Here is a 6,022-nt window from a genome sequence, read left to right on the forward strand (position 1 = left end):
GGCGGTTGCGGCGGGCGTCCAGCCGCAGCCCCTCCCCCTCGGCGGGGTCGGCCGCCGCGTACCGGCCCACGCCGCCCGAGGGAGCCATCCGAGAGGAATCCCCGGTCACTGTCTCTCACCTCCGCGTAAACGGACGATGCCGTCCGTTTGGCAGCCTAGCCTCGGGACATCGTCGCCGGGGCACTCCGGCAGCCCCCGTACCAGCAGAGGAGAACACCATGAGGGCCGTATTCGTCGACCGCTACGGCGGCCCCGAGGTGCTGCGCGTCGGCGAGGCCGAGCGGCCCGTGCCGGGCCCCGGCCAAGTGCTCGTACGGGTACGGGCGTTCAGCGTCAACGGTGGTGAACTCGCCGCCCGCGCCGGGAAGGTGCGCCTCCTGACCGGCCGCCGGTTCCCGCAGCGCACGGGCCTCGACTTCACCGGCGAGGTCGCCGCGCTCGGCAACGGTACGGCCGGAATCGCGGTGGGCGACCGGGTGTGGGGCGTGATGGGCCGCACGTCAGGATTCGGCAGCGCCGCCGAGTACGTCGCGGTGCCCGCGAACCGCATCGGACTTGTGCCGGACGGCCTGGACCTGGTGGAGGCCGCCGCGCTCCCGGTGGGCACCACCGCCGTCACCGCCCTGCGCGACAAGGCGCGGCTCCGCCTCGGCGAACGGCTCCTCGTACGCGGAGCTGCGGGCGGCGTCGGCAACATCGCCGTCCAACTGGCCAAGGCACACGGCGCCCACGTCACCGGCCTGGCCCGCGCCGCGAACCTCGACTTCGTCCGCGAGCTGGGTACCGACGAGGCGGTGGACCATCGCGCGGTCCGCTTGGACGAGTTGGGCCGCTTCGATGTCGTACTGGACACGGTGGGTTCCCAACTGGCAGCTTATCGACGCCTGTTGCGCCCCGGCGGCCGTATGGTCACCATCGCGTTCGACCTGTCCCGCCCTGTCGCGTCGCTTGCCTCTATCACCACCAGCGCCGTCCACGGCCGCAGTCGGGTCCGCTTCTTCAGCGGCAATCCGCAGCGGGGTCTGCTGGACGACATCGCCCAGCATGTGCTCCGGGGCGACCTGCGTCCCGTAGTGGACACCGTGTATCCCCTGGCGGCCATCGCCGATGCCCACCGGGCGCTGGAGGCGGGTGGGGTGCGGGGGAAGTTCGTGGTGCGGGTGGACTGAGCGGACGGGGCACCGTGGGCGAGGGCACCGAGACGTCCCGAACCCCCGGCTACCGGGTCTATTCGCAGTGCACCGGGCTTCAGCCCGGTGGTGAAGCGAATCTGAGAACTGCTCTGGCCTCAGCTGTGTGCACGGATCTGCACTGTTCACCTCGGCCCAGGTCAGAGCGGCCGGTTCTGCTGTTCGATGTACTGCTTCACGATGCTGAGCGGTGCGCCGCCGACGGATCCTGCGAAGTACGAGCCGGACCAGAGCCGTTGTGCCCGCCAGTAATGGCGGACGAGGTCGGGGAACTCCTGGCGCAGCCGCCGGGAAGAGACGCCCTTGAGGCTGTTGACCAGCTTGGACACGGCGACCTTCGGCGGGAAGTTCACGAGCAGGTGGACGTGGTTGTTCTCGCCGTTGAACTCGACCAGCTCGGCCTCGAAGTCCTCGCACACGGCCCGCATGATCTCCTCGCACCGCGTCAGGTGCCGGTCGGCGAAGACCTTGTGTCGGTACTTCGTCACGAAAACCAAGTGGACATGCATGCGGAAGATACAGTGACGACCAGTACGAACGTTCTCATCGATACCCATAAACCAATTTTGTATCGTGATCCGTGTGAAGCTTCGGTACTCCTTCCGCGTGTACCCGAGTGCCGGTCAGTGCACCGCGTTGGCGAGGGCGTTCGGGTGTGCACGGGTGGTCTTCAACGACGCGCTCCGCACCCGTGAGGCCGCCCGTGCCGCCGGGCTGCCGTTCCCGAAGACCGGCGACCTGTCCAAGCGGCTCATCACCGAGGCGAAGAACACCCCGGAACGGGCGTGGCTCGGCGAGGTCTCGGCGGTTGTCCTTCAGCAGTCCCTCCGCGACCTGGACACCGCGTACAAGAACTTCTTCGACGGGCTGAAGGGCAAGCGCCCGTGCATGGGTGCACCCCGGTACAAGTCCCGCAAGGACACCCGCCAGGCCGTCCGGTTCACGGCGAATGCCCGCTGGTCGATCACCCCGGGTGGGAAGCTGCGCCTGCCGAAGGTCGGCGACCTGAAAGTGAAGTGGTCCCGCGCGCTGCCTTCGACACCGTCCACGGTGACCGTGGTCAAGGACAGCGCGGGCCGGTACTTCGCGTCCTTCGTCGTCGAGACGGGCCCCGACGAAGTCCTGCCGGAGACGACGCCCGAGGTGGGCATCGACCTCGGCCTGACCCACTTCGCCGTGCTCTCCGACGGCCGGAAGATCGACAGCCCGCGCTTCCTGCGCAGGGCGGAGAAGCGACTCAAGAAGGCGCAGCGGGCCCTCACCCGCAAGCAGAAGGGGTCCAGCAACAGGGACAAGGCCAGAGTCAAGGCCGCTCGCGCGCATGCGCGGGTGGCCGACGCGCGCCGCGAGTTCCACCACCGGCTCTCCACCCAGCTGATCCGCGAAAACCAAACGGTCGCGGTGGAAGACCTGGCGGTCAAGGGACTCGCCCGTACCCGCCTGGCCAAGTCCGTCCACGACGCCGGATGGTCGGCGTTCGTGAACATGCTGGAGTACAAAGCCGCCCGGTACGGGCGCACCCTTATCCGGATCGGCCGCTTCGAGCCCACCAGTCAGGTGTGCTCCCAGTGCGGCGTCAAGGACGGCCCCAAACCCCTGCACGTCCGTATCTGGACGTGCTCGGCGTGCGGGGCCGTCCTGGACCGGGATGTGAACGCGGCGGTCAACGTCGCCAAGGCCGCCGGACTGGCGGTATCAGCCTGTCGAGCGCGGGTAAGACCGGGACTCGTCCCGGCACAGCGCAGCGAAGCAGGAACCCACCCGCAGCGACCCACACAACCCGTGTGGGAGCAGACGGGAATCCCCCGCCTTCAGGCCGGGGAGGAAGTCAATTCTTGCCCTTCTCGTCGTTCTCCTTGAAACAGACGACGAACCATTCTTTGGCAGCCACCTGCGTCAGCGAGCCGGTCGTGTCCGGGACGTCCGAGCACGCGAAGGTGTCGACGACCGCGTCCTTGTCCATCTTGAGGACCTTGTAGTCGGCGTGCGGGTCGGTGCAGTCGAGCTTCTCGGCCTTCGCGTTCTCTTTCGTGCCGGTGTTCTGGAAACAGTCACCGGGCTTGAGCTTCGCGGACTGGTCCTTGGTGTCGTACGGGCCCAGGGCGGAGAACGTCACGAGGCCCGCGAGGACGAGGAGCACCGCGAGGAAGATCAGACGGTTGCGTCGTATCTGCTCCGGGGTGTGCGAGGCGTTGAGGCCACCGGAGGACGGCAGTTGGGACACGGTCAGTTCCTCGGGCTGGGGGTTTGCGAAGGCGATCATGAATCTAGCCCACCGGCCCGCGCGCGCCGCCCGCCGCCCCCTCTGGCCGCCCGCCGCCCCCCTCATGTTGGTCGCGGACGGCGTGATTCAACGATTGCGGCCGGGACTCCATGCGTAGGCCATGGGAGCCGTCTCCACGACTTCGCTCGGCCATGCTTCCCGAACGCGCTCAAGCCGCTGGTGATGCTCCTGAATCCAGGTTTCCCGCGGCTGGAGCCAGAGCGTCGTGGTGAGGCGGTCGGGGTCGTCGACGGTCACGGACAGGGAGCGGTCCTCGTGCAGGTGGATGGCCAGGCTCAGTCCGCGGTCGCCACCGATGGTCACGCCCGCGCCCGGCGCGAGGCGGGTCAGGTCGTGCTGCCAGGCGGTCAAGTCCTCTTGGAAGAGGAAGAGTTCGAGCCGGGCGTCAACGAATTCGGTGGAGGTCAGGACGTCGGCCCGCAGGATGTCATGGCCGGTCAGCACCCCCGGCTGGAAACGGCCGGTCACTCGGACGACACAGCGACCGCCATCCGCGTCTTCCAGGTTGATCAGGTCAACTGCACCCGGTTCGGTCACCGTTGGTCTCTCTCCCGTGATGGTCGGACGTGCATCCTCTCGCACTCACTGGCTGGGGGAATCCGGCACCACAGCGGTGGACAGCAGGGCGGTGTCAGTGGGTGCCGCTACCTTCGGCGTCATGTCCATGGATGCGAACCCCCTGTCCCTGTTGTCGGCTGAACTCACGGGTGATGGTGAGACGTTGGGTCTCGGCCTGCCGCCGGGATCGCTCGTCACCGAGACGGAGTCGGGACCGTGGCGCGAGCCGCTGCTCTGGGTTTCCGACGGGATCGCCGGTCCGGCCGACTGGGGCCAGTACGCGGCGGCTTGCGCTGGAAAGGGACTTCAGCCTGTTCTCCTCGACGGCGATGAGGACATCGCGGGCTGGTGGAACACCGAGCTGGACCCCGGCATGATGTCGGCCCCGGCCGATCATGACGCCGAGGGCGTCCTCAAGGAGTTCTGGCACGCGGCGGTGGCGGCCACCGAGGAAAACGAGGACGACGAGGACGAGGGCGCAACCATCGCCCCGTACAGCGGCGACTGGCCCGGCCCGGCCCCGAGACGGCCCGCGGCGGCGGACCCGGACGCGGTCGCCGCGGAGGTGGCCGCCGCTCTCGTGGAGCACCGGCTCTCAAGCCCTCGCCTGGCCCTGGCCCCCGCGACCCGCTCCGCGGATCTTCCGGCAGCGATCGGCTGGACGGGACCGATCAACCACGAGAACGACGTGGCCCGCCTGTGCGCTGTTCTCCGATCATGGGAGGACCGTTTCGGCGTCCGGGTGGTAGCCCTCTCCCACAACCGTCTGGACCTGTCCGTCGCGGCACCCCCACAGACGCTGGACGAAGCCCTCGCGGTGGCCGTCGAACACTTCGCCTTCTGCCCCGACAATGTCTGGCAGGGGTACGAGACCTTGCGCCTCTACGCGGAGGAGGCTCTGGTGGGCAGCCGTCACTGGACGTTCTGGTGGGACTGAGCGTTGCGCGGACCCCGCGCGGCCGCTCGGTTCAGACGCGGGTGAGGCGGTGCAGCGCCCAATGGACCATGGGGGCGTAGAGCAGGGGCACCGGGCAGGCGGCCATCAGTTCCACGACGACTTGCGTGCCCGTCCCGTGGGGCGACAGTGTGTGCCCCACCTGTACGGGGATACCCAGGAAGACGAGTTGCCAGGTCCAGGTGCCGTGCGACTGGTCGACCTCCGTGACCGTGAAGCGGCCGCGCAGCAGGCCCGCGACCTGGACCACACCCCGCGCGCCCGGCCGGATGACGTCGCCCTGCGTCTCGACGGCACGCAGATGCGGTGCCCAGTGGGCCCATCGGTCGTACCGCGCGTACCGCTCCCAGACCACATCGGGCGCCGCGGGGCCCGCGACCGTGACGGTGTGCCGCATGTCTGTCCTCCCAGCGGTGTCGGCCTCAATCTACGGCGCGCGGGGCAGGGGCGCCCGGCGAGCGGACGGACGGGGAAGCGCGTCTGCGGAACCTGGAAGCGGCCGGGAGAACTCACCTCGCGCGAGCGGACGGGGACGGCACAGCCCGCTCCGGCCAAGACGCTGAGCGCGCGCCCCCTCACCCACACCGCCTTCAAACACCGACGGCCCAGGCCCTGCCCGCCCGCTCTCGCCCACCGCACCCCGCCTCGTCGTAGCGTCGCAACACCAGCTCCGCCACCCACCGCTGCGCGCCCAGGGGCGCCGCCGTCCAGCGGGCCCCTGTCCCGGTGAGGCGGTGGGCGAAGTGGCCCGGGGCCAGAAGGTGGGTCGCCAGGGCGACGTCCGGGTGTCCCGCCGTATGCCAGGCGGCGACGGCTTCGGCGGGTGAGGGGCCTTCACCGGCGGCGAAGGCGACCGTCACCGGTGCGTCCAGGCGGGCGGCGAGCAGGCGGGCCGATTCCGCCGTGTCGGCGCGGGCCCGTGGGTCGGAGGAACCGGCGGCGGCCAGGACCACCGGTGCGCGGCCCGCCGGGCGGCCCGCCTCGGACAGGCGGGCCGCGAGGGCGCGGGCCAGGAAGGGGGAGGGCCCGAGGGCC

General features: G+C 69.8%; 8 protein-coding genes. 3 read left to right on the forward strand and 5 right to left on the reverse strand.

What is annotated here, in order from left to right; all coding sequences use genetic code 11:
• Positions 1 to 218: 218 nt before the first annotated feature.
• Positions 219 to 1,169, forward strand: a complete 951-nt coding sequence (locus tag GTW40_RS21670) for an NAD(P)-dependent alcohol dehydrogenase (protein WP_161181857.1) — start codon at positions 219 to 221, stop codon at positions 1,167 to 1,169.
• A 161-nt stretch (positions 1,170 to 1,330) separates the two neighbouring features.
• Here the strand turns inward: GTW40_RS21670 and tnpA are convergent, their stop codons facing one another.
• Positions 1,331 to 1,747: an IS200/IS605 family transposase gene (gene tnpA, locus GTW40_RS21675; RefSeq protein WP_161181858.1), complete on the reverse strand. Its 417-nt coding sequence runs from the start codon at positions 1,745 to 1,747 to the stop codon at positions 1,331 to 1,333.
• Between the two features lie 25 nt (positions 1,748 to 1,772).
• Here tnpA and GTW40_RS21680 point away from each other — a divergent pair, with 25 nt between their 5' ends.
• Positions 1,773 to 3,050, forward strand: coding sequence for an RNA-guided endonuclease TnpB family protein (locus GTW40_RS21680; RefSeq protein ID WP_161181859.1), 1,278 nt, complete (start codon positions 1,773 to 1,775; stop codon positions 3,048 to 3,050).
• Here the strand turns inward: GTW40_RS21680 and GTW40_RS21685 are convergent.
• Both GTW40_RS21685 and GTW40_RS21690 read right to left on the reverse strand, forming a co-directional pair.
• The gene (locus GTW40_RS21685; protein WP_161181860.1) at positions 3,019 to 3,453 is read right to left on the reverse strand and encodes a hypothetical protein; all 435 of its coding nucleotides are present in this window, start codon (positions 3,451 to 3,453) and stop codon (positions 3,019 to 3,021) included. The genes GTW40_RS21680 and GTW40_RS21685 overlap by 32 nt on opposite strands.
• Positions 3,454 to 3,540: 87 nt before the next feature.
• A complete protein-coding gene (locus GTW40_RS21690) occupies positions 3,541 to 4,011 on the reverse strand; it encodes a DUF5959 family protein (RefSeq protein WP_161181861.1) in 471 nt (156 codons plus the stop codon).
• A gap of 121 nt (positions 4,012 to 4,132) precedes the next feature.
• Between GTW40_RS21690 and GTW40_RS21695 the strand changes: the two genes are divergently transcribed.
• Positions 4,133 to 4,969 (forward strand): DUF4253 domain-containing protein, encoded by an 837-nt coding sequence (locus GTW40_RS21695; RefSeq protein ID WP_161181862.1) that lies wholly within the window; start codon positions 4,133 to 4,135, stop codon positions 4,967 to 4,969.
• Positions 4,970 to 5,000: 31 nt separating this feature from the next.
• On the opposite strand, the gene GTW40_RS21700 is transcribed toward GTW40_RS21695, so the two are convergent.
• Entirely contained in the window at positions 5,001 to 5,384 is a 384-nt protein-coding gene (locus tag GTW40_RS21700; protein ID WP_161181863.1) for an SRPBCC family protein, read from the reverse strand.
• A gap of 193 nt (positions 5,385 to 5,577) precedes the next feature.
• The coding region (locus GTW40_RS21705) for a CbiX/SirB N-terminal domain-containing protein (RefSeq protein ID WP_272919026.1) at positions 5,578 to 6,022 on the reverse strand (445 nt) is incomplete at its 5' end.

The sequence above is a fragment of the Streptomyces sp. SID4985 genome, assembly GCF_009863025.1.
Taxonomy (GTDB): Bacteria; Actinomycetota; Actinomycetes; order Streptomycetales; family Streptomycetaceae; genus Streptomyces.

Bases quoted from the DNA above. Each gene is read 5' to 3' on its own strand.
- GTW40_RS21670 (WP_161181857.1), top strand. From the start codon at position 219: ATGAGGGCCGTATTCGTCGACCGCTACGGCGGCCCCGAGGTGCTGCGC.
- tnpA (WP_161181858.1), bottom strand. From the start codon at position 1,747: ATGGGTATCGATGAGAACGTTCGTACTGGTCGTCACTGTATCTTCCGC.
- GTW40_RS21685 (WP_161181860.1), bottom strand. From the start codon at position 3,453: ATGATCGCCTTCGCAAACCCCCAGCCCGAGGAACTGACCGTGTCCCAA.
- GTW40_RS21695 (WP_161181862.1), top strand. From the start codon at position 4,133: ATGTCCATGGATGCGAACCCCCTGTCCCTGTTGTCGGCTGAACTCACG.
- GTW40_RS21700 (WP_161181863.1), bottom strand. From the start codon at position 5,384: ATGCGGCACACCGTCACGGTCGCGGGCCCCGCGGCGCCCGATGTGGTC.